This window comes from Nocardia sp. NPDC051833 (assembly GCF_040681225.1).
GTDB lineage: Bacteria > Actinomycetota > Actinomycetes > Mycobacteriales > Mycobacteriaceae > Nocardia.
In genome coordinates this window covers 1,954,483-1,981,364 of sequence record NZ_JBFAYK010000001.1, presented here as the reverse complement: position 1 = coordinate 1,981,364, position 26,882 = coordinate 1,954,483, and the positions used below count along the sequence as shown (strand labels likewise).

The window sequence follows — 26,882 nt, the reverse complement described above, 5'->3', positions numbered from 1 at the left end:
CATGGAGTACCGGCGGCTCGGCGCATCGGGTCTGCACGTTCCCGCGCTCGGTTTCGGCGCGGGCACCTTCGGCGGACGGGGCGCGCTGTTCAGCGCCTGGGGCGATACCGACGCGGCGCAGGCCAGGCGCCTGGTCGATATCAGCCTGGAGGCGGGCGTCACCCTGTTCGACACGGCGGATGTGTATTCCGACGGCGCCTCGGAGGAGGTGCTCGGCGCGGCGATCAAGGGCAGGCGCGAGCAGGTGCTGCTGTCGACCAAATCCGCACTGCCGACCGGGCCGGGCGCACACGAGGCCGGTGCGGGCCGGGCCCGGCTGATCCGCGCCGTCGACGCGTCGCTGCGCCGGCTCGGCACCGACTACCTCGACCTGTTCCAGCTGCACGCCTTCGACGCGGGCACCCCGCTCGCGGAAACCCTCACGGCCCTCGACGATCTCGTCCGCGCGGGCAAGATCCGCTACGTCGGTGTCTCCAACTTCGCCGGCTGGGAGCTGATGAAGACGCTGTCCACCGCCGAGGCGCTCGGCCTGGAAAAGCCGGTCGCGCACCAGGTGTACTACTCGCTGGTCGGCCGCGACTACGAGTGGGAGCTCATGCCGCTCGCCGCCGATCAGGGTGTCGGCGCGATCGTCTGGAGTCCGCTGGGCTGGGGCAGGCTCACCGGCAAGGTCCGGCGTGGCCAGCCGCTACCGGCGGGCAGCAGGCTGCACGAGACGGCGCAAGCGGGTCCGCCGGTGGACGACGAACACCTCTACGACATCGTCGACGTCCTCGATCGGATCGCCGCCGAGACCGGCCGCAGCGTCCCGCAGATCGCCCTCAACTGGCTGCTCACCCGCCCCACCGTCGCCAGCGTGCTGATCGGCGCCCGCAACGAAGAACAGCTGCGCCAGAACCTCGGCGCGGTCGGCTGGGAGCTGGAACCGGAGCATCGGGCCGCCCTCGACGCCGCGAGCGCGACCACGCCGCCGTACCCGTACTACCCGTACCACCGGCTGCCCGACTTCACCCGGCTGAATCCGCCGACCGTCCGGGCGGCGTGATCAGTACACGTCGCGGACGTAGCGCTTCTCGGCGACCAGCTGCTTCTTGAAGGCCAGGGCACCGGCCTCGTCCAGCTTCCCGTGGATCTGGGCGATGCGCAGCAGGGTGTCGTCGACGTCCTTGGCCATCCGGGCCGCGTCGCCGCAGACGTAGAAGTGGCCGCCGTCGCGCAGCCACGACCACAGCTCGGCGCCGTGCTCGATCATCCGGTGCTGGACGTAGACCCGCTCGCGCTGATCGCGGGAGAAGGCCAGGTCCAGCCGGGTGAGGAAGCCGGAGCGGAACATGTCCTCCAGCTCGGTCCGGTAGTAGAAGTTCTGGGCGGCGTGCTGGTCGCCGAAGAACAGCCAGTTGCGTCCGGTCGCGCCCATGGCCCGGCGTTCGTGCAGGAAACCACGGAAGGGGGCGATACCGGTGCCGGGGCCCACCATGATCATCGGGGCGTTCGGGTCCAGCGGCGGACGGAAGTGCGGCGCGCGCTGCAGGAAGATCGGCACCTCGGCGCCGGCCCGGTCGGCGAGGAAGGTCGAGCACACGCCGCCGCGCCGGGCGGAGTTGCCCGCCGGCTCGCCGTAGCGGACGACGCCGACGGTCAGCTGCACTTCGTCGGGGGTGGTCAGTGGGCTGGAGGAGATCGAATACTGGCGCGGCTGCAGCTTTTTCATGGTGCCGAGCCAGTCGACCAGATCGGTGCGCACCGGGAAGTCGCGCAGCACGTCGGCGGCTTGCCGGTCCCACAGGTAGTTGGCCAGTTCGTTGCGGTTGTCGCGCCGCAGCAGCTTGGCCAGCTGCGGGTGCGGATTGCGTTCGGCGATGAAGCCGAGCAGGTCCTGGCTCACCTTGGTGATGTCGTAGTGGGTGCGCAGTGCCTCGGCGAGGGTGAGCTCGCGGTCGTCGAGCTCGATCACGCGGCGGCCGTCCAGGCCGGTCGCGGTGAGCCACTCCTCGACGAGCTCCGGGCCGTTGGCGGGCAGGACGCCCAGCGAATCACCGACCTCGTAGCTGGCGTCGAGGTCGTGCAGGTCGAAACCGAAGCGGCGCACCTCCTTCGGCGAACCCGGCGCGCTGAGGATCTCGTTGCGCATCAGCATCGCGCGGACCGGGGACTGGCGGGTGAAGGGCGCGGGTGCGGTGCGCTTGACCCGAGTGGGCGCCGGCGCGAGCGGGCGATCGAGCACGATCGCGCCGCCGCGACCGGTCGGCTGGGGCAGCGACGAGCCGGAAACCTGGTGCGGCTCCGGGGCGTCGATGCCCGGCCCCTCCGGCGGGGTGTCGTCGCCTGGCGTCGACCCGCCGAGCGCGGCGAGGACGTCGTCGAGCCACTGCTCGGCGGCATCGGCGAAGTCGGGTTCGCTATCGACGCGGGGCACCAGCGGCTTGGCGCCGCGCGCGGCGAAGAGGCGGTCGAGTTTGCGGCCGTGACCACAGAAGTCGTCGTAGGAGGAGTCACCGAGGGCGAAGACCGCGTAGCGGACGTCGTTGAGCCGGACGATGCTGTCCTCGAGCCTGCTCCAGAAGTCGGCGCCGTTGTCGGGCGGGCCGCCGTCACCGAAGGTGCTGGTGACGATGAGGATGTCGCCGGTGAGCGCCGACAGCTCACAGGAATCCATGTCGAGCAGCGACGGCAGGAATCCGGCGGCGGACAGGCGCGCGGCGACGGTGGCCGCGAGTTCCTCGGCATTGCCGGTCTGCGATGCCCACAGGACCGTCACCGGGGCGGCCGCCGGAGCATCGGCGGCCGGAGCGTCGGCGGTGGCGCCGGAGGTGCGGGAGTACATCCCGGCCAGCAGCCCGTCGACCCAGAGACGGGACTGGGCCGAGAGCGGCGCGCTCGCGGGCAGCACCGGCTGCCCGGACACCGGCAGCGACTGCAACGCGGCGAGGTATCCGCCGAGGTAGATGCGCTCGGTCTCGCTGAGTGTCGGCGAGCTACCCGCGTCGAGGCCGAGGATCCCGGCCAGCGGATGCGCGCTCGGCGGGGCGGACAGCTGGGTGGGATGGGCCGGCGCCTGCTCGGGAGCGGCGGCGGGCCCGACCCGGCGCAGCGCCACCGCGCACGCCTTGAACTCCGGTTGCAGCGAGGCGGGATCCACCGCGTCGTTGGTGACAGCGTTGATCGTCAGATATTCGCCCTGTTCGTCGTTCCAGTGGAAAGGAGCGAAGCAATCGCCGGGCCGGACCCGATCGCTGATCTGCACCGGCAGCACGGCACGGCCACGGCGCGAGGCGATTTCGAGCTGGTCGCCGGGCTGCAGATCCAGATTTCGCGCATCCTCGGGATGCACTTCGACGAAGGGAGCGCCGTTGAGCTTGGTCAGCTTGGCGACCTTGCCGGTCTTGGTCATCGTGTGCCACTGATGCTGCAACCGGCCGGTATTCAGCAGGAACGGGTAGTCGTCGTCGGGCAGTTCGGCGGCGGGCAGGTGCGGACGGGGGAAGAACACCGCGCGCCTGCTCGGGGTCGCGAACGCCAGTCGCGGTGTGGTGCCGTCGGATTCGACGTGCAGCGGCTGGTGGACGCCGTCGTTGAGATAGCGGATCGGATTGCGCGGTGCGGCGCTGTCGTTGCACGGCCACTGCATCGGGCCTTCGCGCAACCGCTCGTAGCTCATGCCGCTCAGGTCGTAGCCCGTGGCCGGATTGGTGAACCGCTGGATCTCGGCGAAAACCTCGGCGCTCGAGGCGAAGTCGAATCCGGGGAAGCCCATGGCCGTGGCGACCTGCGCGATCAGCAGCCAGTCCGGCCGCGCGTCACCGATCGGATCGACGGACTGCTGGAGCAGGGTGACATTGCGCTCGGAGTTCACCATCACCGCGTCGGCCTCGGCCCACAGCGTGGCGGGCAGCAGCAGATCGGCGTAGGCGTTGGTGGCGGTCTCGGTGTAGGCGTCCTGCACCACGACCAGCTCGGCCGCCTCCAGCCCCGCGATCACCGTCTTGCGATTGGCCACGGTGGCGACGGGATTGGTGCAGATGATCCACGCGGCCTTGATCTCGCCGTCGGCCAGGCCGCGGAACATGTCGATGGTGCCGGGGCCCGCCTCGGTGCGCAGGGTGTCGGCGGGCAGGTCCCACGCGGTCTCGACGAAGGTCCGGTCGGCGGGGGAGAGCAGGCTGCGCTGGCCGGGCAGACCGGGGCCCATGTAGCCCATCTCGCGTCCGCCCATGGCATTGGGCTGGCCCGTGAGCGAGAACGGGCCGCTGCCGGGACGGCAGATCGCGCCGGTCGCCAGGTGTAGGTTCACCAGGGCGTTGGTGTTCCAGGTGCCGTGGGTCGACTGGTTGAGTCCCATCGTCCACAGCGACATCCACTCGCCCGCCTCGGCGATCATCGTCGCCGCGGTCCGGATGTCGGCCTCGGCCAGGCCGGTGAGCTCGGCGACCCGGGCGGGCGGGTAGTCGGCGAGGAACTCGGGCATCGCGTCCCAGCCCTCGGTGTGCTCGGCGATGAACGCGGTGTCGATCGCGCCGTCGGCGACGAGCAGGTGCAGCAGGCCGTTGAGCAGCGCGAGGTCGGTGCCGGGCGCGATCTGCAGGAACAGGTCGGCGCGGGCCGCGGTGTCGGTGCGGCGCGGGTCGACCACGATCAGCTTGGCGCCGGCCTTGAGCCGGTCGGCCATCCGCAGGTAGAGGATCGGGTGGCAGTCGGCCATGTTCGCGCCGGAGACGAGGAACAGGTCGGCGTGCTCGAAGTCGTCGTAGGAGCCGGGCGGGCCGTCGGCACCGAGCGACTGCTTGTAGCCGGTGCCCGCGCTGGCCATGCACAGCCGGGAGTTGGCCTCGATGTGCTTGGTGCGCAGGTAGCCCTTGGCCAGCTTGGTCGCCAGGTACTGGGCCTCGAGCGACATCTGCCCGGAGACGTAGAGGGCGATCGCGTCGGGCCCGTGCTCGTCGAGGATGGCGCGCAGCCGGGTGGCGGTTTCGTGGACGGCCTCGTCGACCGGCAGCGGGACGGGGACCTGGCCGCGCTCGGGGCGGTGGTAGGCGGTGTCCATCCGGCCGGGGGCGGCCATCATCTCGGCGTGCGTCGCGCCCTTGGTGCACAGCCTGCCCGCGTTCGCCGGATGCAGCTTGTCGCCGCTGACCTTGGCGATCAACCGTGCACCCGACTGATCGGTCTTTGTCTGGACGGTGATGCCGCAGCCGACGCCGCAGTACGAGCACTGTGAACGCACAGTGTCCGTGTCGCGGATGTCAGCTTCCCCTGTCATGCCTTCGATCATCCGCACCTGTCGTTGCGCTCGATTTACCGAACGTTATGTCCAGGTGACAATCGACCTCACACGTCAAAATTTCGGTCGTGAGGTCCGGCCGCGAATATCGGGCCTGATCAGGGCGCATTCCGGTGCATCGCCGAGCGTCGCGCGCCGCCCCGGGGTGACGGGACTCACCCCGGGATCGGGGCGGTTCAGCCCAGTTTGTAGCCGCGGTGCAGCGCCACCACACCACCGGTGAGGTCGCGCCACTGCACCGAATCCCACCCGGCGTCGGCGATGCGCCGGGCCAGCCTGCGCTGGTTCGGCCACGCGCGGATGGACTCGGCCAGGTAGACGTAGGCGTCGGGGTTGGAGCTGACCGCGCGCGCCACCCGCGGCAGCGCCTTCATCAGGTACTCCATGTAGACGGTGCGGAACGGCCCGAACACCGGCGTGGAGAACTCGCACACCACCACCCGGCCGCCCGGTTTGGTCACCCGCAGCATCTCGCGCAGCGCGAGGTCGATATCGGCGACATTGCGCAGGCCGAAGGAGATGGTCACCGCGTCGAAGGAGTCGTCGGCGAAGGGCAGGGCCATCGCGTCACCGGCGACCATCGGCACCTGACGGAACCGACCGGCAGCCAGCATGCCCTGGGAGAAGTCGGCGGCCACGCACCAGGCGCCCGACTTGCCGAGTTCGACGGTCGAGACGCCGGTGCCCGCGGCGAGGTCGAGAACCCGCTCACCCGGCCGCAATCCGAGCGCGCGGCGCGTCGCCCACCGCCAGTATCGATCCTGGCCCGCGGAGATGACCGTGTTGGTGAGGTCGTAGCGCTTGGCCACACCGTCGAACATCGACGCGACCTCGTGGGGTTGCTTGTCCAGCGATGCCCGAATCGGTTCCCGCTGCTCTGTTGTCGCCACGATTCGAGCTTATCCGGCGCGCGTCCCGGCGCTCTACGCCGAGCGCGGCAAGCGGTCCCGCATGCCGGTCACCTCGGCGTAGTGGGTCATCAGTTCGGTGCAGATCGCGGGCCAGGTGCGGTGCAGCACCGACTTGCGGGCCGCCGTCGCGAACCGGGCGCGCTGGCCCTGGTCACGCAGGGCCGACACCGCGCTGGGCAGCAGTTCGGCGAAGCGGTCGACCGGCAGCAGGTAGCCGTTGCGGCAGTGCGCGATCAGATCGCGCGGCCCGCCCGCGTCCGGGCCGATCACCGGCACACCGGAGGACAGCGCCTCCTGCACGCCCTGGCAGAACGTCTCGTGCTCGCCCGGATGCACCATCACGTCCAGGCTCGCGTAATGCGTGGCCAGTTCGCTGCCACCGAGCTCGCCGGTGAACACCGCGCCGGGCATCAGCCTGCTCAGCCGCGCGCGTTCCGGGCCGTCACCCACCACGACCAGCTGGATCGACGGATCGCCCGCCAGCGCCGCGAGCCGGTCGACGTGCTTCTCCGGGGCGAGTCTGCCGACGAAGCCGACCACCAGCCGGTCCTCGCCGCCCAGCCAGCTCGCCCGCAGGTCGGCGCTGCGCGCGGCGGGGTTGAACCGGTCGATGTCGACGCCGCGGCCCCACCGGTGCACCCGGGGAATGCCGTGCTCGGCCAGGTCCTGGGCGGCCGCCGAGGACGGCGCCAGCGTGCGGGTGGCGCCCTCGTGGATCCGGCGCGTCCACGCCCAGGCGGCGCGGGCGGCCAGGCCGAGGCCGTAACTTTTGGCGAAACCGGCGACATCGGTCTGATACACCGCGATCGAGGGCAGATCGAGCCGGGTCGCCGCGGCCAGCCCGCCTGCGCCGAGCAGGAACGGCGAGGCCAGATGCACCACATCGGGATCGAAGGCGGCGATCGCGGCGGTGATCCCGGGCTGCGGCAGCCCCACCGGCAGCGAGCTGACCTTCGGCACCATCATCGCGGGCACGCGGTGCACCGGGAAGCGGCCGTGGAAGCGGGGTGCGGGTGGTGCGCCGCGCAGGGTGTCGGGTGCCACGATCATCGCGTCGTGTCCGTGCTGGTCCAGGTGGTCCAACACCCGCAACACGGAGTTGACGACGCCGTTCATGTTCGGCAGGAAGGACTCCGCCACGATGGCTACGCGCACCACCTCAGGGTGACCGCCACACCGCGCGACACCCCCACACCGACGTGAAGCCGGGACGAACAGCAGGCGAAGTTACGCCTCGCGCTGCTTGCGCCGGATGAGCCACAGCACCGGCAGCGCCAGCGCCCAGACCACCACGATCACCGACGCCGCGGGGATGATCGCCACCCGGGCGTCGCGCCCGGCGACCCGGACCAGATCGGGGTCGCGGGTGCTGTACTCGACATTGATCCGCTGCCCGGCCGTCAGATTGGTCGGATACAGAATGCCGACCTTCGGATTGTGCGTGACGCTGTCCGGCGTCACGTACATGACCGCCGACCGCAGCCTGCCCGCCGAGAGCACCTCGCCGGAGGTGGTGCCGCGATGATGCTCGATCTCGAAGTCGTTGCGCCAGGCCGCGAGAACCAGCAGCACCATCAGCACGCTGATCACGGTGGCCACGCCCAGCACCGACGTCCGCGCCCGTCGCAGGCGCTTGGTCCGCCGCTCCGACAGGCTCACATCCGACACCCGGCACACAGTACCGTTGCCGCCATGTCCCGAAAATTCAGCTTCACCGTGCCCTACGCAGTCCCGGTCGAAGATCTTCACCGGGCACTCGTCGACGATGCGGTCTGGCAGGAGCGATTCGCTGCCGCCGAGACCGCGACCCTCGAACTCTCCCATCCCGACGGGCCGGGTTCGATTCGCCTCCATATGACCGAAACGCCCGGCCGGGACAAGGTCCCCGGTCTGGTCCGCAAGGTGCTCAAGAGCGATCTGGTGCTGTCCAGGACCGACAACTGGCAGCCGCTGCAGGGCGAGATCGCCAAGGGCAGCTTCACCGGCAAGACCGGCGGCATCAATACCGAGATGTCGGGCACCTACGAACTGCGGCCCACCGCCGAGGGCAGTGAGATCGAGGTCGTCGGCACCGTCACCGTGAAGGTGCCGCTGGTCGGCGGCGCGATCGAGCCGCTGGCCGAGCAGCTGCACCAGCGCGTGCTCAACAGTGAACGCAAGTTCATCGAGAACCGCTTCGCCACCAAGTAGATCGCCGGAAGGTGCCGCCCGCCGGGCCGGGCGGCACCGCGCTCACGCGCTCGGTTCGACCAGGACCAGCCAGTTGCCCGAGTTGTCGCGGATGATGGCCTCGGTGCCGTACGGCCGCGCGGCGGGCGGCTGGATGAACTCGACGCCCTTGGCGGTGAGCTCGGTGAAAGTCTTCTGACAGTCCGCGGTGCGCAGCCCGAGCGCGCCGTGCGTGCCGTCGGCGAGGGCCCGCCGGATCGCCTCGGCCAGGTCGTCGGTCAGTGGCGGCCCCGGCACCATCAGCGTGAGCTCGAGTTCGGTGTGCTCCGGATGGGCGACGGTCACCCACCGGAAGCCGTTGTCGCCCATGCTCACATCCGCCGTCTCGACGAATCCGAGCTTGTCGACGTACCACTGCTTGGCGGCGTCCTGATCGGTCACATACACGGTGACCAGGGAAACGTTCGTGATCGTTGTCATGACCCGAGGCTAGGACGGGCCGGTGCCGCCGGGCTTCTCCGAAATTGCGGTGTCTGGGCGGACCCGGTCGGAAAGCCCGTGCATGAAGACGTAGCAGCCCGGAATGTGCGGCGCGCCGTCGGCGAACTTGGCCTGATACTCGCTCGGCGTGACCCCGACCATCCGCCGGAACCTGCTGCTGAACGAGCCGAGACTGGAGTACCCGACCAGCATGCACACCTCGGTGACGGTCAGATTGGTCGCCCGCAGCAGGTCCTGGGCCCGCTCGATCCGCCGCTCGGCCAGATAGGCGCCCGGCGTGCGCCCGTACACGGCCGTGAACGCCCGCAGGAAGTGGTACTTGGAGACCCCGGCCGCGCGGGCGAGGTCGTCCAGATCGAGCGGGTCGGCGTAGCGCTGATCGATCAGATCGCGGGCCCTGCGCAGATGCGGCAGCAGGGCCAGGACCGGTCGGCGCGCCGTCCCGCTCACGGCGTCGTCAGCTGAACGGTGGCAGTTCGTCGGCGCGCAGCGAGGCCAGGCCCGCGGCTCGCCAGGCGCGGGCGGTGAGGTCGACGTCCTCGTCGGTCACCAGATTGCCCATCACCCGAACCGCCGTGCGCTGCAGGTACTTCGAGCGCATCACCGGCGGGCCGCCGAGCGGGACCATCTTCGGGTGCGTGGCCAGCCCGGCCAGCCTGCGCGCCACCGAGAAGGTCCGGCCGTAGCGCTCGCGCAGCAGGCGCGGCCAGACCCGGCTCAGATCGGGCTCGTCGAGCAGCCCGGCCAGCAGGTGCCCGCCCTCGAGGCCGTAGTCGATGCCCTCGCCGTTGAGCGGGTTCACACAGCCCGCGGCATCGCCGACCAGGACCCAGTTCACCCCGGCCACGTTCGAGACCGCACCGCCCATCGGCAGCAGCGCCGACGCGACCGCGCGCAGCTCGCCCTCGAGCTCCCACTCCTCCCGGCGCAACCGGGTGTAGTGCTCGATCAGCGGCTTGAGCGCGATGTGCGAGGGCCGCTGCTCGGTGGCCAGCGAGCCGACGCCGATATTCACCTCGCCGTTGCCCAGCGGGAAGATCCAGCCGTAGCCGGGGACCAGCTCGTCGGCGGCATTGCGCAGTTCCAGGTGCGAGGAGATCCACTGATCGTCGCTGCGCCCCGACTTGATGTAGGCGCGCGCGGCGGTGCCGTAGGCGAAGCGCCGATGCCAGGTGCGGCCCAGCTGTTTTCCGATGGGGGAGCGCACTCCGTCGGCCACCACCAGCACCCGGCAGCGCACGGTGTGGGTGGTCTCGCCGATCCGCACGGTCACCCCGCCGACCCGCTCGCCCTCGCGCAGCACCTCGGTGACCTTGGCGCCGTCGACCATCCGCGCACCCGATTTGATCGCGGTCTCGCGCAGTTTGTCGTCGAGTTCGGTTCGGGGAACGGCACTCCCGTAGGTCGGGAACGACCCGCCCGGCCAGGGCAGCAGCGCCTCCCGGCCGAAGCCGGCCATCCGCAGCCCGTGGTTCACCGTGTGCGCGCGCAGCCACTCGCCCAGACCCAGGTGCTCCAGCTCGGCGGTCGCCCGCGGTGTCAAGCCGTCACCACAGGTCTTGTCCCGCGGGAAGACCGCGGAATCGAGCAGCAGGACATCGCGTCCGGCCCGCGCGGCCCAGGCCGCCGACGCCGATCCCGCGGGTCCGGCCCCGACCACCAGCACCTCGACGTGGGCGGGCAGCGGCGCGTGGTCGGCGGGGGTGAGATCCGGTGAACCCATGGCTCAATACTGGCACCCCCGGCCGCTGTGCGAGAGTGTCGGGTACACCGGGAATAGTCACTGTGTGACCGTGTTCATCGGCCCTGGCGCCGGAACACGCTAGGTTGCTACCCGTCGGGGTCGGACGCATCGCTGGGAGAAGATAATGAGCACATCGGCTGTGAGCGACGAGAGCACCGTGGTTGCCGGGGTCGATCTCGTCGATCCCGAACTCGCCGCCACCGTGCGCGACGGGCTGGCCGCGGTCGAGAAACTGCTCGTCGACGAACTCTCCGACGGTGCGGAATTCCTGCAGGAAGCGGCGCTGCATCTCGCGCGCGCGGGCGGCAAGCGCTTCCGGCCGCTGTTCACCGTGCTCACCGGTCAGCTCGGTCCCAATCCCACCGATCCGGCCCTGGTCACCGCGGGCACGGTGGTGGAGCTGGTGCACCTGGCCACGCTCTACCACGACGACGTGATGGACGAGGCGCCCCAGCGGCGCGGCGCGGTCAGCGTCAACGCGCGGTGGGGCAACAACATCGCGATCCTGGCGGGCGACTACCTGTTCGCCCATGCCTCCCGCCTCACCTCGACGCTCGGCCCCGACGCGGTCCGGATCATCGCCGAGACCTTCGCCGAGCTGGTCACCGGCCAGATGCGGGAAACCATGGGTGCCAAGCAGACCCAGGACCCGGTCGAGCACTACCTGCGCGTGGTCTGGGAGAAGACCGGCTCGCTCATCGCCGCCGCGGGCCGCTTCGGTGGCACCTTCTCCGGCGCCGGCCCCGAGCACGTCGAGCGGCTCGCCCGCCTCGGTGACGCCGTCGGCACCGCCTTCCAGATCTCCGACGACATCATCGACATCTCGTCCTCGGCCGAGCAGTCCGGCAAGACCCCCGGCACCGACCTGCGCGAGGGCGTGCACACCCTGCCCGTCCTCTACGCCCTGCGCGAGTCCGGCGCCGACAGCGACCGCCTGCGCACGCTGCTCGACCACCCGCTGGACACCGACGCCGAGGTCGAGGAGGCGCTGGAATTGCTGCGTCGCTCACCCGGCATGGCCAAGGCCAAGGCCAAGCTCCAGGAATACGCCGACCTCGCCGACGCCGAACTGGCCGCCCTCCCGGCGGGCCCGGCCAACGAGGCCCTCACCCGCTTGGTCCGCTACACCATCGAACGGGTCGGCTGACCAGGAACTATCCCGGCCGCAGACACGTTCTCCGATCATGCCCAATGGGATCAAAACTTTCGGTTTGATGGTCGGGCTGTCGGCGCTCATCGTCGCCATCGGGGCGATGTTCCGCAGCCCGACGATCCTGATCATCTCGATCGTGCTGGCCGTCGGCATGAACGCCTACGCCTACTTCAACAGCGACAAACTGGCGCTGAAGGCGATGCACGCGCAACCGGTGAGCGAACTGGAAGCGCCGGTCATGTACCGGATCGTGCGCGAGCTGGCGACCACGGCCCGGCAGCCGATGCCGCGGCTCTACATCAGCCCGACCAACGCGCCCAACGCGTTCGCGACCGGGCGCAATCCCCGCCATGCCGCGGTGTGCTGTACCAGCGGCATCCTGCAGTTACTCGACGAGCGGGAGCTGCGCGCGGTGCTCGGGCACGAGCTGTCGCATGTCTACAACCGCGACATCCTGATCTCGTCGGTGGCGGGCGCGATGGCCTCGATCATCACCGGCCTGGCCAACATGGCCTTCTTCGCGAGTTCGTTCGGCAGCCGGGACGGACAGGGGCCGAACATCATCGCCGTGCTGCTGGTCTCGCTGCTCGGCCCGATCGCGGCGGGCCTGATCAAGATGGCCGTGTCCCGCTCCCGCGAGTACCAGGCCGATCAGTCCGGCGCCGAACTCACCGGTGACCCGCTGGCGCTGGCCTCGGCCCTGCGCAAGATCGAACGCGGCGTCCAGGTGGCCCCGCTGCCGCCGGACCCCAAACTCACCAGCGAATCGCACCTGATGATCGCCAACCCGTTCCGCGCGGGCGACCGCATCGCCCGCTGGTACTCGACGCACCCGCCCATGGCGGAGCGGATCAAGCGACTGGAAGAGATGGCGGGCGGCACCCACCGGCACTGAGCGCCGCCGTGCCGCCGATCTAGCGGTAGTTCACGAACTGCAGGGCGATGCCGAAGTCCTCGCCCTTGAGCAGCGAGATCACGGCCTGCAGGTCGTCGCGCTTCTTGCTGCTGACCCGCAGCTCCTCGCCCTGGATCTGCGCCTTCACGCCCTTGGGACCCTCGTCGCGGATCTTCTTGGAGATCTTCTTCGCCTTCTCGGTGTCGATGCCCTGCACCAGCGTGCCGGTGATCTTGAACACCTTGCCCGAGGCCTGCGGCTCGCCCGCGTCGAACGCCTTCAGCGAGATGTCGCGGCGGATCAGCTTCTCCTTGAACACCTCGAGCGCGGCCTTGACCCGCTCCTCGGCGTTCGCGGTCAGCACGATGGCTTCCTCGCCCGACCACGCGATCGCCGCATCGGTGCCTTTGAAGTCGTAGCGGGAGTTCAGCTCCTTCTCCGCCTGGTGCAGCGCATTGTCGACCTCCTGACGATCGACCTTGCTCACCACGTCGAATGACGAATCAGCCACACTGCGCTCCTGTCCCTCACGGTCTGCCAACGGGTGGGCCGACAGGTGTGCCGGCCACCGAGACAGTTGTACCCGTATGCCCCCGTCGACCGTGCTCGCAGGGTCGTTGTGCAGGCGGTTTGCATTGTGGGTGTGGGTTCGTTGTAAGCTGCTCAGCGCACCGGAAACGGCGCACAAGGCAGATTGCCCGAGCGGCCAATGGGAGCAGACTGTAAATCTGTCGGTGAAAGCCTACGTAGGTTCGAATCCTACATCTGCCACATCGAACCCCGTCGATCATCAGATCGGCGGGGTTCTTTGCTGTGCTCCTCCGCCTCTCCGCGATTTTGCGGGTCTTCCGGTAGGTCGACTGTTCGTTCTCGGGCTTGCGGCGTTCTCGCTCGGGGGCGAGGTGGTGGGGGAGTTACCCATGTTCGTGCGTGATCAGTGGGTTGCCAGCGGGTAAAAATAGGGTCTCACCTGGCGATTTGGTGCTCTTCGGTGGAAGTGTGTAATCTCTTTCAGGACGCCGGAGCACGGGGTCGCTCGGATCGGTTCGCCGACCAAGACACCTTGTGCCACGTAGTCATGCCCCCTTAGCTCAGTCGGCAGAGCGTTTCCATGGTAAGGAAAAGGTCAACGGTTCGATTCCGTTAGGGGGCTCGCCGGATTGCCGGTGGTGACCGACATTCCCGCCGGCCCACCGTAACAGGTCCGCCGTGGCGGTGTAGCTCAGTCGGTAGAGCAAACGACTCATAATCGTTGTGTCGCCGGTTCAAGTCCGGCCATCGCTACCAATAACGACTCAGCCCAGACCGGAAAGAAGGCAAATCGTGGCCGCGAAGTCCACCGATGTCCGGCCAAAGATCACCTTGGCCTGCGAAGAGTGCAAGCACCGCAACTACATCACCAAGAAGAACCGGCGCAACGACCCGGACCGCCTCGAGCTGAAGAAGTTCTGCCCGAACTGCGGAACCCACCGGGCGCACCGCGAGTCGCGCTGATTCACCAAGCTTTGCCGAAAGGCCGGACGAGAGTCCGGCCTTTCGTGCGTTTGCGGGGGCGATACAGTACCTCGCCGAGCGGGTGAATACACCCCGCTCGACGTTGTGACCCGGCTACGTGTGAGTAAGGTCCACGGTGTGACAGTGAACACCGGAACCGACGAAGCGGTCACCGCCGCAGCCGCCGCACCGGTCGATCCCGCCGCGCACGCCGCGGCGATGGTCGGCCACCACTACCGCGTCGACGACTACTACGAGGTCGGCCGCGAGAAGGTGCGCGAATACGCCCGTGCCGTCCAGGACTACCACCCGGTGCACTGGGAGGAAGAGGTCGCGCGCGAGCACGGCCACGACGGCCTGCTCGCCCCGCTCACCTTCATCTCGCTGGTCGGCATCCTGGCCCAGCGCAAGCTGTTCGAGCAGATTGTCACGGGCTACGACCTGAGCCAGATCATGCAGACCGACCAGATCCTGGAATTCCACCGCCCCATCCGGGTGGGCGACCAGCTGACCTGTGATGTGTACCTGCATTCCTTCCGGCAGGCCTTCGGCGGCGACATCATCGTGACCAAGAACATCGTCACCGCGCAGGACGACGAGCTGGTGCTCACCACCTACACCACGCTCATCGGCCGCAGCGGCGGTGACATCGATCCCACGATGTCGGACGCGGTGCGCAACATCCTGATGCACGGCCTCGAGGAGCCGGCGCATCACGCGCCCGCCGACCTGCCCACCGAGATCACCCCGGATCCGGTCACCAAGCAGCCGGAGCCGTTCTTCAGTGTCAGCGCCCTGTCCTTCGACAGCGTGACGGCCGGCGACGAACTGCCCCCGCGCACCGTCCGGCTCACCCGTGGCGATCTGGTGAACTACGCGGGCGTCTCCGGTGACGCCAACCCGATCCACTGGAGCGACGAGATCGTCAAGCTCGTCGGCCTCGACGACGTGGTCGCGCACGGCATGCTCACGATGGGTCTCGGCGGCGGCTTCGTCACCTCCTGGCTCGGCGATCCCGGCGCGGTCAAGGAGTACAACGTCCGCTTCACCAGCCCGGTCTACGTCGGGTCCGACGCACCGGCCGAGGTCGAGTTCACCGGTAAGGTGAAGTCGGTCGATCCGGAGACCAGGACCGCGGTCGTCGCCATCACGGCGAAGTCGGCGGGCAAGAAGATCTTCGGGCGGGCCACGGCTACCGTTCAGCTGTCCTGACCTGGTCGGCTGTCCCGGATTGGCAAATACCGCACGCGGTAACGTACACTCGGGACTCTGGGGTCACCGGCTGCTGCGCGCTGATCTTCCCGGGGATCTGATCCCCATGGAAGCGGCGCGCATGTTGTGTGGCACCAGAGCTCGATAATCGAATATCGACTGTGGTTGGGCACTACAGCTCAGGCTGGTCCAACCGAAGGGGCGTAGCTCAATTGGCAGAGCAGCGGTCTCCAAAACCGCAGGTTGCAGGTTCAAGTCCTGTCGCCCCTGCCCTGAATGCCAGCGACGAGGAAGGATCGACGTGAGCGACGAGCGGGATACTCGCGCCGAAGACGGCGACGATACCGCCGCTGCCACTCGGCCGAGCGGCAAGCGGACAGCTCGCCGTGCGCGCACGTCGGATGCGCCGGTGGACACCGGTTCGGTGGCCACGCTGGATCGGTCCGCTCGCAAGGCGGACAAGACTGCGGGGAAGTCCACGGGCAACCCGTTCAAGCGGCTGATCAAGTTCCTGCGAGAGGTCATCGCGGAACTGCGTAAGGTGATCTGGCCCAACCGGAAGCAGATGGTCACCTACACGACCGTCGTTCTGGTGTTCGTGGTCTTCATGGTCGCGTTCATATTCGGGTTGGATACGGCGTTCATCAAGGGTGTCGACTGGCTGTTCGGCTGATCGCCGACACCGACGCCGGTAGCCGATCCCGGGCCGGAACGGCGGAGTGTGCGCTCCGCGCCCCCGACCCGGCCCAGAGGATGTAGTGACGACACAGGAAGCGAGTGCCCCAGTGAGCACCCCGGAGAACGAAACAAACGACGAGTTCCCGGTCGACGACGCCGTGGCGGAGAACGCCACCGACGAGGTCGAGGCCACCACCGAGCTCGCTGACGCCGACGAGACCGTCGTCGAGGCCGTCGCCACCGAGGAAGACCCCGAAGCCGACCCGGTCGAGTCGATGAAAGCCAAGCTGCGCCGCGTCCCCGGCGACTGGTACGTCGTGCACTCCTACGCCGGCTACGAGAACAAGGTCAAGACCAACCTCGAGACCCGCGTGCAGAACCTCGGCCTCGAGGACTACATCTTCCAGGTCGAGGTGCCGACCGAAGAGGTCACCGAGATCAAGAACGGCCAGCGCAAGCACGTCAACCGCAAGGTGCTGCCGGGCTACATCCTGGTCCGGATGGAACTGAACAACGAGTCGTGGGGCGCGGTCCGCAACACCCCCGGCGTCACCGGTTTCGTCGGTATGACCGGCGGTGGCCCCGGCGCCAAGCCGACCCCGCTGACCATCAACGAGGTCGTGAAGTTCCTGGTCCCGGCCGGTGCGCAGCAGAAGAAGGCGGCCGCGGCGGCGACGACGTCGACCGGTGCCGAGTCCACCGGCGAGGTGTCGGCCAAGCCGATCATCGAGGTCGACTTCGAGGTCGGCGAGTCGGTGACCGTGATGGACGGCCCGTTCGCGACGCTGCCCGCCAGCATCAGCGAGGTCAACGCCGAGCAGCAGAAGCTCAAGGTGCTCGTCTCGATCTTCGGTCGCGAGACCCCGGTCGAGCTGAACTTCACCCAGGTCTCCAAGATCTAGCTCGAACCAGCTTCGCAACGGCACCGCCTCGGCGGTGCCGTTGTCGTTGAACGACCCTCCCGGCTGCGGCCGCTTCGGCGCGGTTCGGTAGAGTGTGACAGTTCGTGTGTAGACCCGCGCCAGGCGTTTTCCGCCCGGTGTCGTGGTCGTGCGCGAATGCCGGGTTTGGACCCGGCGTGGGAGCGATCCCGCAACAGGCTTACGGCAACCGTAAGGAACCCGAAACCCAAGGAAGAAAGATGCCCCCCAAGAAGAAGAAGCTCGCCGGGATCATCAAGCTGCAGATCCAGGCCGGCGCCGCGAACCCGGCTCCTCCGGTCGGCCCCGCGCTCGGTCAGCACGGCGTCAACATCATGGAGTTCTGCAAGGCGTACAACGCCGCGACCGAGTCGCAGCGTGGCAACGTCATCCCGGTCGAGATCTCGGTGTACGAGGACCGGACGTTCGACTTCAAGCTGAAGACCCCGCCCGCCGCGCGTCTGCTGCTCAAGGCCGCCGGTGTGCAGAAGGGCTCGGCCGAGCCGCACAAGACCAAGGTCGCCAAGGTCACCATGGACCAGGTCCGGGAGATCGCCAAGACCAAGGCCGAGGATCTCAACGCCACCGATCTCGATCAGGCCGCGAAGATCATCGCCGGTACCGCCCGTTCGATGGGTATCACCGTCGAGGGCTGAGCGAACTCTCGCTCCATGTGGGAGGGCCGGCCAGGCCCGGAAAACCACATCTGACACCAGAACATTAAGGACAGAGAATCATGGCAAAGCGAAGCAAGGCGTATCTCGCCGCTGCTGAGAAGGTCGATCGCGACAAGCTGTACTCCCCGCTGGCCGCCGCGCGCCTGGCGAAGGAGACCTCGACCACCAAGACCGACGCGACCGTCGAGGTCGCCGTTCGTCTCGGCGTCGACCCCCGTAAGGCCGACCAGATGGTCCGTGGCACCGTCAACCTGCCGCACGGCACCGGTAAGACCGCCCGCGTCATCGTGTTCGCCGCCGGCGAGAAGGCCGCCGAGGCCGAGGCCGCCGGTGCCGACGCCGTGGGCGCCGAGGACCTGATCGAGCGGATCCAGGGCGGCTGGCTGGACTTCGACGCCGCGATCGCCACCCCGGACCAGATGGCCAAGGTCGGCCGCATCGCGCGTGTCCTCGGCCCGCGTGGTCTGATGCCGAACCCGAAGACGGGCACCGTCACCAACGATGTGACCAAGGCCGTCAACGACATCAAGGGCGGCAAGATCAACTTCCGCGTCGACAAGCAGGCCAACCTGCACTTCGTCATCGGCAAGGCGTCCTTCGACGACGCCAAGCTGGTGGAGAACTACGGCGCCGCGCTGGACGAGATCCTGCGTGTGAAGCCGTCGACCGCCAAGGGTCGCTACGTCAAGAAGATCACGGTTTCGACCAACACCGGACCGGGCATCCCGGTGGACCCGAACCGCACCCGCAACCTCCTCGACGAGGATGCGTGAGCTTCGACTGACAGGTAGCTCCTGATCGACCACGAGGGTGGGAACGCACTGCGTTCCCACCCTCGCGGTTTTTCCGGGTCAGTTCTGGTCGTCGTCGGTTGTGGTGCGCCAGCCGAGCAGCACCGAATCGCCGCCCTGCGGTTTCCACGGCAGGAAGATCGCCACGATGATCGCGCACACCAGCACCGCGCCCGCGGCGACGAGGGAGGCGGCGTGCGCGCCCTGGAGCGTCGCGGACTTCATCGCGACGATGAGGTTCTCGCGCTGGGTCTCGAAGAACGGGGCCAGTTCGCGTTTGCGCAGCTCGAGCACGCTGAGCGGACTCGCCTTGACCAGTTCCTTCTCCCGCTCGTTCATGATGCCGACCGGGATGGCGTCGATCCTGGAACCGATTCGGCTGGTGTAGTACGAGGCCACGATCGAGCCGAGCACGGCGACGCCGAGGGTGCCGCCGATCTCCCTGGTGGTGTCGTTGACCGCCGACCCGGCGCCCGCCTCGTCGAGCGGGAGCGAGGACATGATCGATTCCGTCGCGGGGCCCTGCACGATGCCGAGGCCAAGCGCCATGAACACCATCGACGGCAGCACCCCGATCAGGTAGGTGCTGTCCACGGTGACCTGGCCGCCGAGATAGAGCCCAAGCCCGGTGAGCAGCAGGCCGATCACCAGGACCGCGGTCGTACCGACCCGCTGTGCCAGCAGCGTGGCCACCGGCGCGCCGATCGCGACCGAGAACGCGAACGGCAAAGACGCGATACCGAATTCGAGTGGCGTGTATTCACGCACGCCCTGGAAATACTGGGTGATCAGGAACAGGAAGCCGAACATCGAGAAATACCCGATCGCGATGGCCAAGGCGGGCAGCGAGAATCGGCGATTCCGGAACAGCCGCATATCGAGAATCGGTGCGGCGGAACGCAATTCCCAGACGACGAACGCGGCGAGCAGCAGCGCGCCGAGGGTCGCTGTGCACAGGGTGGTGAGCGAGAGCCAGCCGTTGTGCGGCGCCTCGATGATCGCCCACACCACCAGCGTGATGCCGGCGATCGACAGGAAGATGCCGGGCAGATCCAGCCTGCCGACCTGTTCGGCGCGCGATTCCGGCACCCAGATCAGCGTCGCGATCAGCGCGACCAGGGCCACCGGCACATTGATCCAGAACACCGAGTGCCAGCTGAAGTGTTCGAGCAGCCAGCCGCCCGAGATCGGGCCGATGGCGATGGCGAAGCCCGCCATCGCGGTCCAGGCGGCGATGGCCAGCGCGCGTTCGCGCTTGTCGGTGAAGATGTTGATGATCAGGGCCAGGGTGGCCGGGAAGACCGCGGCGGCGAAGACGCCCATGGCCGCGCGGGCCGCGATGACCTGCGTCATCGATCCGGCGAGCGCGCCGCCGACCGACATCACCGCGATGCCGATCAGGCCGACGATCATGATCCGCCTGCGGCCGTAGCGGTCACCGAGGTTGCCCGCGGCGAGCAGCAATCCGGCGAAGGTCAGGGTGTAGGCGTCGACGACCCACTGCAGGCCGGAGACGCCGGTCTGCAACTGGACGCCGATGGAGGGGAGGGCGACGTTGACGATGGTGTTGTCGAGGACGACCAGCAGTTCGGCCAGGCAGATGACGACGAGTGCGAGGAATCGCTGCGGACGCCGGTCCAGCAGCACTGGTGGAGCGACTATGGAGGTTGCCATAGTTGAGAAGTGAAGCAGGTTACTGTCACCGAACGTAACACCTTTCCGGTGAGATTGCTGCCACTTCGAACCATCGAATGTGGGCTGAGTCACTTCGAAAGTCGGCGAATCCGGCACCGCCGGGCGCGTTTTGGCAGATCGGGGCAGGTGCCGGTACAGTGGACTCCGGTCATCGACATGTTCGATGACTACCCATTCGTTCTACCGAAGACCGTTGGTCGTCGATGTCGCTTGCGCGGTGTCGATCGAAGGTCCGGCGACATTGCCGGCGGCCCACGCAGGGAGAGCTGAGGCCGATATTTTCGCGCCCCGGTACGCCTTGCGTCCGGGGCGTTAGTTTTGTCGCCGGCCCCTGAATTCGGTAGTGCGCGTTCACGAACCGACATCAGAGAGGAGGCGAAGTATGGCGAAGCCTGAAAAGGTCACCGCTGTCGCGGAGATCGCGGAGCAGTTCAAGAACTCCACGGCCACTGTTGTCACGGAATATCGTGGTCTTTCGGTCGGCAAGCTCACCGAGCTGCGTCGCGCGCTCGGCGCCGAGGCCACGTACTCCGTCGCCAAGAACACCCTGGTCAAGCTCGCGGCCGCGGAAGCGGGCGTCGAGGGCCTGGACGACTTGTTCGTCGGACCGACCGCCATCACCTTCATCCAGGGTGAGCCGGTCAACGCCGCGAAGGCCCTCAAGACCTTCGCGAAGGACAACAAGGCGCTCATCATCAAGGGCGGCTACATGGACGGCGCTGCGCTGTCCGTGTCCGAGGTCGAGAAGATCGCCGACCTGGAGACCCGCGAGGTCCTGCTGGCCAAGCTGGCCGGTGCGATGAAGGGCAACATGTCCAAGGCTGCCGGGCTGTTCTCGGCTCCTGCCGGTCAGGTGGCCCGTCTGGCCGCCGCGCTGCAGGAGAAGAAGCAGGCCGAAGGCGCTGCCGAGTAATACCCCCGTGTGGGTGTTACCGCCCGCGCAAACAGACATTCACTACCGAAAGGAACAATCATGGCCAAGCTGTCCACCGAAGAGCTGCTCGACGTTTTCTCGGAGATGACCCTCCTGGAGCTGTCCTCCTTCGTGAAGGCGTTCGAGGAGAAGTTCGAGGTCACCGCTGCTGCCCCCGTCGCCGTCGCCGCGGTCGCCGGTGGCGCCGCTCCGGCTGACGCCGCCGAGGAGCAGGACGAGTTCGACGTCATCCTCGAGGGTGCCGGCGACAAGAAGATCCAGGTCATCAAGGTGGTCCGTGAGATCGTCTCCGGCCTGGGCCTGAAGGAAGCCAAGGACCTGGTCGAGGGTGCCCCGAAGCCGATCCTGGAGAAGGTCACCAAGGAGGCCGCCGACGCCGCCAAGGCCAAGCTGGAAGAGGCCGGCGCCAAGGTTGCCGTCAAGTAATTCGGCGCTTCGCGTTCGCGAACGGGCGGTCCCTCCGGGGGCCGCCCGTTTGTTATATATCCGGACATGGGATGGTGATACGCGCTGTATCAACCGGGTGGGTTACTCTTCAGTCAGATGAAGGGTGTGCCCTGTCTCACTGATGGGATACAGTGACCGGACCCACAGTGTCGTGACGCACCGCCGTGATGTAAGCGCGCGGTCAGCGGGGTGGGCTGCTCGCAGGCAACAATGGAGGTAGGCGTGGGCGTCGAGGTCAGGACCGAGGGTGTTACCAAATCCTTCGGGTCGCAGCGTATTTGGCAGGACGTGTCGATCACGCTCCCTTCGGGCGAGGTGAGCGCCCTGCTCGGCCCTTCGGGTACGGGTAAGTCGGTGTTCCTGAAGTCGCTGATCGGCCTGTTGCGGCCCGAGCGCGGCTCCATCTTCATCGATGGCACCGATATCACCACCTGCTCCAACAAGGAGCTCTACGAGATCCGCAAACTGTTCGGCGTCCTTTTCCAGGACGGCGCGCTGTTCGGCTCGATGAATCTGTTCGACAACATCGCTTTCCCGCTTCGTGAGCACACGAAGAAGTCGGAAACCGAGATCAAGCGCATCGTCATGGAGAAGCTCGAGCTGACGGGTCTGCTCGGCGCCGAGGGCAAGCTGCCCGGCGAGATCTCCGGCGGTATGCGCAAGCGCGCCGGCCTGGCCCGCGCCCTGGTCCTCGACCCGCAGATCATCCTCGTCGACGAGCCCGACTCCGGTCTGGACCCGGTGCGTACCTCGTACCTGGCGCAGCTGCTGCTCAACATCAACGCGCAGATCGACGCCACGATCCTGATCGTGACGCACAACATCAACCTGGCCCGTACCGTGCCGGACAACATCGGCATGCTCTTCCGCCGCCAGCTGGTCATGTTCGGCCCCCGCGAAGTGCTGCTGACCAGCGACGAGCCGGTGGTCAAGCAGTTCCTCAACGGCCGCATGATCGGCCCGATCGGTATGTCCGAGGAGAAGGACGAGGCGCAGATGGCGCGCGAGCAGGCGCTCGTCGACGCCGGTCACCACCACGGTGGCGCCGAGGAGATCGAGGGCATCATCCCGCAGATGAAGGCCGAGCCGGGCATGCCGGTTCGCCAGGCCGTGTTCCGCCGTCAGGCGCGGGTGCGCGAGATCATGCACACCCTGCCGCACGCGGCGCAGGTCGCCATCCGCGAGTCGCTGGACCAGTCCGACGACACCCAGGTGATGGCCGCCTACGGCAGCGAGCACCCCACCGCGGCCTTCGACAGCAAGACGATTCCGCACGGCCAGATCAACGGCTGAGCGCACCCGGCGATACCAGCGAGCCCCGGCCGTCACGGCCGGGGCTCGCTGCGTTCATGTCGGAAAACAGCCGCTGAACGGGCATTTCCCGGGTTGGCGTCTTCGGCGTGTCGCGAGTAAAATAGCCGCGGTTCCGGCCGGGGATGCCCAGCGCGCCAGGCGATCTCACTTCTCGGACAGACCGCGCCGCGCCACTTGACGAGGCGCGCGCGAACCGTCACCCTATTCACAGCAGTGTCAGCTGCGCAGGGGCCCCAGCGCCCAGAACGACCGACGCGGCCAGCGTCACGGGAGTTCGGCGCGTTTGCCGTGTGAGCGGTCGCACGGATGGTATGTTGACACCCCTCTATATGTGGGTGTAAGTTTGGACGTTGCGCTGGCTGCCTCCTGTCCACACCTTGATTCGCACACGTAAGTTCCACCTTCCGGTGTTACTTCCGCTGCTGCCTGTTCGGGTTTCGTTCGGGTTGTAACCAGCGGAATTCGTAGCAGACAAGCGACGGTCGCGGACCACCACGCGACGCGCGTGAGGTGCTGGAAGGACGCATCTTGGCAGTCTCCACCCAGACCAAGGCTGGAATCCCCGGAGCCCCGTTGAGGGTTTCGTTCGCGAAGATCCGTGAGCCCTTGGAGGTGCCCGGACTTCTCGACCTACAAACGGACTCGTTCGCCTGGTTGGTCGGTACCCCCGACTGGCGTGAGAAGGCGGCCGCACGCGGCGACGTCGGTCTCGCAGGCGGCTTGGAGGAGGTGCTCGAGGAGCTCTCGCCGATCGAGGACTTCTCCGGTTCGATGTCCCTGTCGTTCTCCGATCCGCGCTTCGAAGAGGTCAAGGCCTCCATCGAAGAGTGCAAAGAGAAGGACATGACCTACGCGGCGCCCCTGTTCGTCACCGCGGAGTTCATCAACAACAACACCGGTGAGATCAAGAGCCAGACGGTCTTCATGGGTGACTTCCCGATGATGACCGACAAGGGCACCTTCATCATCAACGGCACCGAGCGCGTCGTCGTCTCGCAGCTGGTCCGCTCCCCGGGCGTCTACTTCGATCACAGCATCGACAAGGGCACCGAGAAGGACCTGCACAGCGTGCGCGTCATCCCGTCGCGCGGCGCGTGGCTGGAGTTCGACGTCGACAAGCGCGACACCGTCGGCGTGCGCATCGACCGCAAGCGCCGTCAGCCGGTCACCGTGCTGCTCAAGGCGCTGGGCTGGACCACCGAGGAGATCGTCGAGCGTTTCGGCTTCTCCGAGATCATGATGTCCACCCTGGAGAAGGACAGCACCCCCGGCCAGGACGAGGCGCTGCTCGACATCTACCGCAAGCTGCGTCCGGGCGAGCCGCCGACCAAGGAGTCCGCGCAGACCCTGTTGGAGAACCTGTTCTTCAAGGAGAAGCGCTACGACCTGGCGCGCGTCGGTCGCTACAAGATCAACAAGAAGCTCGGCATCCACGTGCACGAGCCGGTGACCTCCTCGGTGCTGACCAAGGAAGACATCGTCACCACCATCGAGTACCTGGTGCGTCTGCACGCCGGTGATCGCTCGATGACCGCCCCCGGTGGCGAAGAGGTCCCCGTCGAGATCGACGACATCGACCACTTCGGCAACCGTCGTCTGCGCACCGTCGGCGAGCTGATCCAGAACCAGATCCGGGTCGGCCTGTCCCGCATGGAGCGCGTGGTCCGCGAGCGGATGACGACTCAGGACGTCGAGGCGATCACGCCGCAGACCCTGATCAACATCCGCCCGGTCGTCGCCGCGATCAAGGAGTTCTTCGGAACCTCCCAGCTGTCGCAGTTCATGGACCAGAACAACCCGCTGTCGGGTCTGACCCACAAGCGCCGCCTGTCGGCGCTGGGCCCGGGTGGTCTGTCCCGTGAGCGCGCCGGCCTGGAAGTCCGCGACGTCCACCCGTCGCACTACGGCCGCATGTGCCCGATCGAGACCCCGGAAGGCCCGAACATCGGCCTGATCGGTTCGCTGTCGGTGTACGCGCGGGTGAACCCGTTCGGTTTCATCGAGACCCCGTACCGCAAGGTCGTCGACGGCGCCGTCACCGATGAGGTCAAGTACCTCACCGCCGACGAGGAAGACCGCTACGTCCGCGCGCAGGCCAACTCCCCGGTCGACGCGCAGGGCCGCTTCATCGAGGAGAAGGTCCTCGTGCGGCGCGCCGGCGAAGAGGTCGAGTTCGTGACCCCGGCGCAGGTCGACTACATGGACATCTCGCCGCGCCAGATGGTGTCGGTCGCGACGGCCATGATCCCGTTCCTCGAGCACGACGACGCCAACCGTGCCCTCATGGGCGCGAACATGCAGCGTCAGGCCGTGCCGCTGATCCGTTCCGAGTCCCCGATCGTGGGCACCGGCATGGAGCTGCGCGCCGCGGTCGACGCCGGCGATGTCGTGGTGAACGAGAAGCCGGGTGTGGTCGAGGAGGTCTCGGCCGACTACGTCACCGTGATGGCCGACGACGGCAGCCGCAAGTCCTACCGGATGCGCAAGTTCAACCGCTCGAACCAGGGCACCTGCTCCAACCAGCGTCCGATCGTGGACGAGGGCCAGCGGGTGGAGAAGGGGCAGGTCCTCGCGGACGGCCCCTGCACCGAGAACGGTGAGATGGCGCTCGGCAAGAACCTTCTTGTCGCCGTCATGCCGTGGGAAGGCCACAACTACGAGGACGCGATCATCCTGTCGCAGCGCCTCGTGGAAGAGGACGTTCTCACCTCGATCCACATCGAAGAGCACGAGATCGACGCCCGCGACACCAAGCTGGGCGCCGAGGAGATCACCCGGGACATCCCGAACGTCTCCGACGAGGTGCTGGCCGACCTGGACGAGCGCGGCATCATCCGCATCGGCGCCGAGGTTCGCGACGGCGACATCCTGGTCGGCAAGGTCACCCCGAAGGGCGAGACCGAGCTGACCCCCGAGGAGCGCCTGCTCCGCGCGATCTTCGGTGAGAAGGCGCGCGAGGTGCGCGACACCTCGCTGAAGGTGCCGCACGGCGAGTCCGGCAAGGTCATCGGCATCCGCGTGTTCTCGCGCGAGGACGACGACGATCTGCCGCCCGGTGTCAACGAGCTGGTCCGCGTCTACGTGGCCCAGAAGCGCAAGATCCAGGACGGCGACAAGCTCGCGGGCCGCCACGGCAACAAGGGCGTCATCGGCAAGATCCTCCCCACCGAGGACATGCCGTTCATGCCCGACGGCACCCCGGTCGACATCATCCTGAACACCCACGGTGTTCCGCGTCGTATGAATATCGGCCAGATCCTGGAGACCCACCTGGGCTGGATCGGTAAGGCCGGCTGGAATGTCGACGTGGCGACCGACGGCACCCGTCCGGACTGGGCGGCCAACCTGCCGGAGGAGATGCTGGGTGCCCCGGCCGACTCCAACATCGCGACCCCCGTCTTCGACGGTGCCCGCGACGAGGAGCTGACCGGTCTGCTCGGCTCGACCCTGCCGAACCGTGACGGTGAGCGCATGGTCGACGAGAACGGCAAGGCGACCCTGTTCGACGGCCGCTCCGGCGAGCCGTTCCCGTACCCGGTCGCGGTCGGTTACATGTACATCCTGAAGCTGCACCACCTGGTCGACGACAAGATCCACGCCCGTTCGACCGGTCCGTACTCGATGATCACGCAGCAGCCGCTGGGTGGTAAGGCGCAGTTCGGTGGTCAGCGTTTCGGTGAGATGGAGTGCTGGGCCATGCAGGCCTACGGCGCGGCGTACACGCTGCAGGAGCTCCTGACCATCAAGTCCGACGACGTGGTCGGCCGCGTGAAGGTCTACGAGGCGATCGTCAAGGGCGAGAACATTCCGGAGCCGGGCATTCCGGAGTCGTTCAAGGTGCTCCTCAAGGAACTCCAGTCGCTGTGCCTCAACGTGGAAGTGCTGTCCTCGGACGGCGCCGCGATCGAGATGCGTGACGGCGACGACGAGGATCTGGAGCGCGCCGCGGCGAACCTGGGCATCAACCTGTCCAGGAACGAAGCGGCCACAGTCGACGATCTGGCGAACTAGGTGGTACGCGCGGTGCGGGCTCGTCCCGCACCGCGCACCGCGCACGATCAACTAGTGA

At 67.6% G+C, this 26,882-nt stretch carries 23 protein-coding genes and 4 tRNA genes; 18 read left to right on the top strand and 9 right to left on the bottom strand.

Annotated features, from left to right (window positions below; all coding sequences use genetic code 11):
* Position 1 precedes the first annotated feature (1 nt).
* Complete coding sequence (locus AB0L91_RS08670) at positions 2–1,045, top strand: aldo/keto reductase (protein ID WP_365008358.1); 1,044 nt, start codon at positions 2–4, stop codon at positions 1,043–1,045.
* Here the strand turns inward: AB0L91_RS08670 and AB0L91_RS08665 are convergent, their stop codons facing one another.
* From AB0L91_RS08665 to AB0L91_RS08650, 4 genes are all read right to left on the bottom strand, one after another.
* A complete protein-coding gene (locus AB0L91_RS08665) occupies positions 1,046–5,269 on the bottom strand; it encodes a bifunctional nitrate reductase/sulfite reductase flavoprotein subunit alpha (protein ID WP_365008357.1) in 4,224 nt (1,407 codons plus the stop codon).
* Between the two features lie 185 nt (positions 5,270–5,454).
* Positions 5,455–6,168 (bottom strand): demethylmenaquinone methyltransferase, encoded by a 714-nt coding sequence (locus AB0L91_RS08660; RefSeq protein ID WP_365008355.1) that lies wholly within the window; start codon positions 6,166–6,168, stop codon positions 5,455–5,457.
* 33 nt (positions 6,169–6,201) lie between these two features.
* Complete coding sequence (locus tag AB0L91_RS08655) at positions 6,202–7,344, bottom strand: glycosyltransferase family 1 protein (protein ID WP_355273863.1); 1,143 nt, start codon at positions 7,342–7,344, stop codon at positions 6,202–6,204.
* A gap of 72 nt (positions 7,345–7,416) precedes the next feature.
* Complete coding sequence (locus AB0L91_RS08650; RefSeq protein WP_355274640.1) at positions 7,417–7,842, bottom strand: DUF3592 domain-containing protein; 426 nt, start codon at positions 7,840–7,842, stop codon at positions 7,417–7,419.
* Between the two features lie 39 nt (positions 7,843–7,881).
* On the opposite strand from AB0L91_RS08650, the gene AB0L91_RS08645 reads away from it, so the two are divergent.
* A complete protein-coding gene (locus AB0L91_RS08645; protein WP_355273860.1) occupies positions 7,882–8,379 on the top strand; it encodes a DUF2505 domain-containing protein in 498 nt (165 codons plus the stop codon).
* 42 nt (positions 8,380–8,421) lie between these two features.
* On the opposite strand, the gene AB0L91_RS08640 is transcribed toward AB0L91_RS08645, so the two are convergent.
* From AB0L91_RS08640 to AB0L91_RS08630, 3 genes are read right to left on the bottom strand one after another with little or no spacing between them, the layout of a single operon-like run.
* Positions 8,422–8,838: a VOC family protein gene (locus AB0L91_RS08640; protein ID WP_365008352.1), complete on the bottom strand. Its 417-nt coding sequence runs from the start codon at positions 8,836–8,838 to the stop codon at positions 8,422–8,424.
* Between the two features lie 9 nt (positions 8,839–8,847).
* Positions 8,848–9,309: an AraC family transcriptional regulator gene (locus AB0L91_RS08635; protein ID WP_365008349.1), complete on the bottom strand. Its 462-nt coding sequence runs from the start codon at positions 9,307–9,309 to the stop codon at positions 8,848–8,850.
* A gap of 7 nt (positions 9,310–9,316) precedes the next feature.
* On the bottom strand, positions 9,317–10,582 hold the full coding sequence (locus AB0L91_RS08630; RefSeq protein WP_365008346.1) for a geranylgeranyl reductase family protein: 1,266 nt from the start codon (positions 10,580–10,582) through the stop codon (positions 9,317–9,319).
* A 145-nt stretch (positions 10,583–10,727) separates the two neighbouring features.
* Here AB0L91_RS08630 and AB0L91_RS08625 point away from each other — a divergent pair, with 145 nt between their 5' ends.
* Complete coding sequence (locus AB0L91_RS08625; RefSeq protein ID WP_355273851.1) at positions 10,728–11,750, top strand: polyprenyl synthetase family protein; 1,023 nt, start codon at positions 10,728–10,730, stop codon at positions 11,748–11,750.
* A 37-nt stretch (positions 11,751–11,787) separates the two neighbouring features.
* Entirely contained in the window at positions 11,788–12,651 is an 864-nt protein-coding gene (gene htpX, locus AB0L91_RS08620; protein WP_365008343.1) for a zinc metalloprotease HtpX, read from the top strand.
* 19 nt (positions 12,652–12,670) lie between these two features.
* On the opposite strand, the gene AB0L91_RS08615 is transcribed toward htpX, so the two are convergent.
* Positions 12,671–13,162 (bottom strand): YajQ family cyclic di-GMP-binding protein, encoded by a 492-nt coding sequence (locus tag AB0L91_RS08615; RefSeq protein ID WP_316576178.1) that lies wholly within the window; start codon positions 13,160–13,162, stop codon positions 12,671–12,673.
* A gap of 177 nt (positions 13,163–13,339) precedes the next feature.
* On the opposite strand from AB0L91_RS08615, the gene AB0L91_RS08610 reads away from it, so the two are divergent.
* From AB0L91_RS08610 to rplA, 10 genes are all read left to right on the top strand, one after another.
* A tRNA-Tyr gene (locus AB0L91_RS08610) sits at positions 13,340–13,422 on the top strand.
* A gap of 309 nt (positions 13,423–13,731) precedes the next feature.
* Positions 13,732–13,804 (top strand) — tRNA-Thr (locus AB0L91_RS08605).
* A 58-nt stretch (positions 13,805–13,862) separates the two neighbouring features.
* Positions 13,863–13,938: transfer RNA gene (locus AB0L91_RS08600), tRNA-Met, on the top strand.
* A 36-nt stretch (positions 13,939–13,974) separates the two neighbouring features.
* Positions 13,975–14,145 carry a 50S ribosomal protein L33 gene (rpmG, locus tag AB0L91_RS08595; protein ID WP_019049401.1) on the top strand — a complete coding sequence of 57 codons (171 nt, stop codon included), beginning with the start codon at positions 13,975–13,977 and terminating at the stop codon, positions 14,143–14,145.
* A 144-nt stretch (positions 14,146–14,289) separates the two neighbouring features.
* Positions 14,290–15,357, top strand: coding sequence for a fused (3R)-hydroxyacyl-ACP dehydratase subunits HadA/HadB (locus AB0L91_RS08590; protein WP_365008338.1), 1,068 nt, complete (start codon positions 14,290–14,292; stop codon positions 15,355–15,357).
* Between the two features lie 197 nt (positions 15,358–15,554).
* Positions 15,555–15,627 (top strand) — tRNA-Trp (locus AB0L91_RS08585).
* 31 nt (positions 15,628–15,658) lie between these two features.
* Positions 15,659–16,030, top strand: coding sequence for a preprotein translocase subunit SecE (secE, locus tag AB0L91_RS08580; RefSeq protein ID WP_357342609.1), 372 nt, complete (start codon positions 15,659–15,661; stop codon positions 16,028–16,030).
* 112 nt (positions 16,031–16,142) lie between these two features.
* Positions 16,143–16,937 carry a transcription termination/antitermination protein NusG gene (nusG, locus tag AB0L91_RS08575; RefSeq protein ID WP_355273838.1) on the top strand — a complete coding sequence of 265 codons (795 nt, stop codon included), beginning with the start codon at positions 16,143–16,145 and terminating at the stop codon, positions 16,935–16,937.
* A 239-nt stretch (positions 16,938–17,176) separates the two neighbouring features.
* Positions 17,177–17,611, top strand: a complete 435-nt coding sequence (gene rplK / locus AB0L91_RS08570) for a 50S ribosomal protein L11 (RefSeq protein ID WP_019049397.1) — start codon at positions 17,177–17,179, stop codon at positions 17,609–17,611.
* Positions 17,612–17,691: 80 nt separating this feature from the next.
* On the top strand, positions 17,692–18,405 hold the full coding sequence (rplA, locus tag AB0L91_RS08565; protein ID WP_336084266.1) for a 50S ribosomal protein L1: 714 nt from the start codon (positions 17,692–17,694) through the stop codon (positions 18,403–18,405).
* Between the two features lie 78 nt (positions 18,406–18,483).
* On the opposite strand, the gene AB0L91_RS08560 is transcribed toward rplA, so the two are convergent.
* On the bottom strand, positions 18,484–20,097 hold the full coding sequence (locus AB0L91_RS08560) for an MFS transporter (protein ID WP_365008333.1): 1,614 nt from the start codon (positions 20,095–20,097) through the stop codon (positions 18,484–18,486).
* A gap of 403 nt (positions 20,098–20,500) precedes the next feature.
* Between AB0L91_RS08560 and rplJ the strand changes: the two genes are divergently transcribed.
* From rplJ to AB0L91_RS08540, 4 genes are all read left to right on the top strand, one after another.
* Positions 20,501–21,031, top strand: a complete 531-nt coding sequence (rplJ, locus tag AB0L91_RS08555; protein WP_218719611.1) for a 50S ribosomal protein L10 — start codon at positions 20,501–20,503, stop codon at positions 21,029–21,031.
* A gap of 60 nt (positions 21,032–21,091) precedes the next feature.
* Positions 21,092–21,478 (top strand): 50S ribosomal protein L7/L12, encoded by a 387-nt coding sequence (gene rplL / locus AB0L91_RS08550; protein ID WP_355273832.1) that lies wholly within the window; start codon positions 21,092–21,094, stop codon positions 21,476–21,478.
* 243 nt (positions 21,479–21,721) lie between these two features.
* Positions 21,722–22,792, top strand: a complete 1,071-nt coding sequence (locus AB0L91_RS08545; protein ID WP_355273829.1) for an ABC transporter ATP-binding protein — start codon at positions 21,722–21,724, stop codon at positions 22,790–22,792.
* 531 nt (positions 22,793–23,323) lie between these two features.
* Positions 23,324–26,824, top strand: a complete 3,501-nt coding sequence (locus AB0L91_RS08540; protein WP_355273827.1) for a DNA-directed RNA polymerase subunit beta — start codon at positions 23,324–23,326, stop codon at positions 26,822–26,824.
* Positions 26,825–26,882: the final 58 nt, after the last annotated feature.